This window comes from Microbacterium sp. P5_E9 (genome assembly GCF_054049175.1).
On the sequence record NZ_JBFUMV010000034.1, the window covers coordinates 1 to 1,450 of the forward strand.

2 protein-coding genes are annotated in these 1,450 nt (G+C 62.9%); both read left to right on the top strand.

The genetic code is table 11. The features are described 5' to 3' along the window. The first annotated feature begins 636 nt into the window (after positions 1–636). Positions 637–831 carry a hypothetical protein gene (locus tag ACXJ3V_RS20025; protein ID WP_457102112.1) on the top strand — a complete coding sequence of 65 codons (195 nt, stop codon included), beginning with the start codon at positions 637–639 and terminating at the stop codon, positions 829–831. Continuing rightward, positions 824–1,450, top strand: a 627-nt coding sequence (locus tag ACXJ3V_RS20030) for a recombinase family protein (protein WP_457102113.1), incomplete at its 3' end; no start/stop codon positions are given. The genes ACXJ3V_RS20025 and ACXJ3V_RS20030, both read left to right, overlap by 8 nt.

The following is a 1,450-nucleotide window of genomic DNA, read 5'->3' on the forward strand; positions in this document are numbered from 1 at the left end:
ACATGGCGATGGGCGTCGCAGCGCGTACCGAAGAAATCGGGAGCCTCTACGAAACCGGCGCTTTCATTTTCGTCTAACCCTCGCCAGCGGGGCGCGCAAGTGGATAGCGCTGGACGCGGATTTCTCGGGCAGCGTTCTTGGCATTGTGGACCTTGCCCCTGTTGCCCGCACTCCATAGGCTGCCGATTATGCGGACTTCCTGTCTTGCTGCTGGGCCGCGATCCAGCGTTGCTCAAACRTCATGGGACTGACATAGCCCAGCGTCGAGTGCAATCTCCTATGGTTGTACAAGCCAACAACGGAACACCCATAGTACCGAGACGCTGGAGGTGCGCTATCGCTGGCATCCGTGGTTCGGTCGCACCGTCTGGGTCCACCGCACGAAGGCCCTCGAGGATGAGCAAATCGTTCGTTGCGGTCTGACGCCTGATCTCGACGCCCATGCGATCGAGATCCCAATGTGGATGTTCAACGTCGGCGCCTGCGGCCAGATGCATGCGTCCAACGAGCCTATCGTGAGCGTGGAGGCGCTGCGCGAATTGAAGTCGTTGCTCACGCATGCTCGCCATCCTTTGAGCGCCTCCGATTCAGTGCTACAAGCCGRGCACCGTAACTTGTCGTCTACAGGAGGTGCTCATGCCAACCGTTCTGAAGTCGTCGCATCGGGCGATGCAATTGACGCTGTTTCGACCGACTCGCAACGAGCCGGTCTGGGAGTCGATGCCAATCGAAGTCCAACAGCAGGTGCTGCGCCTGCTGGCACGCATGCTTCGCGAGCGCGTCGCTCGCCGGTGCGGCGATCCGGCGCCTCGGGAGCATCGCGATGAATGACAAGGTCAAACCCCAGCACCTGTCGCGCAAGGCCATCCTGTACGTGCGGCAGTCATCGGCCTACCAGGTCAGCCACAACCTGGAGAGCCAGCGCATGCAGTACGCAATGCGCGAGCGCCTGCAGCAATTGGGCTGGCACGAGATCGAGGTTGTTGACGAGGATCTCGGCCGATCGGCCGCGGGGATGGTCACGCGCAGCGGGTTCGAACGCATGGTGGCCGACGTGTGTCTGGGCAAGGTGGGCGCGGTCGCAGCGCGAGAGGTGTCGCGCTTCGCCCGCAACAGCCGCGAGTGGCAGCAACTGGTCGAGGTCTGCCGCGTGGTCGACACCGTTCTGGTCGACCAGGAGACCGTCTACGCGCCACGCCAGAGCAACGACCGGTTGCTGCTCGGGCTCAAGGGCAGCTTGAACGAGTACGAACTCGACTTGCTGCGCCAGCGCTCGGTCGAGGCGCGCCGCGAGAAGGCCAGGCGCGGCGAACTGTTGATCATCAGTCCGGTGGGCTATCGCAAGGGCGAGCAGCGCCTGGAGAAGGACCCCGACCGACGCGTGCAGGAGGCGATCCACTTGGTGTTCCATAAGCTGCTCGAACTCGGCAGCGTGCGCCAGACCTTGCTG

Excerpts from the sequence above, each read along its gene's own strand:
- ACXJ3V_RS20025 (WP_457102112.1), top strand. The coding sequence starts at position 637 with ATGCCAACCGTTCTGAAGTCGTCGCATCGGGCGATGCAATTGACGCTG.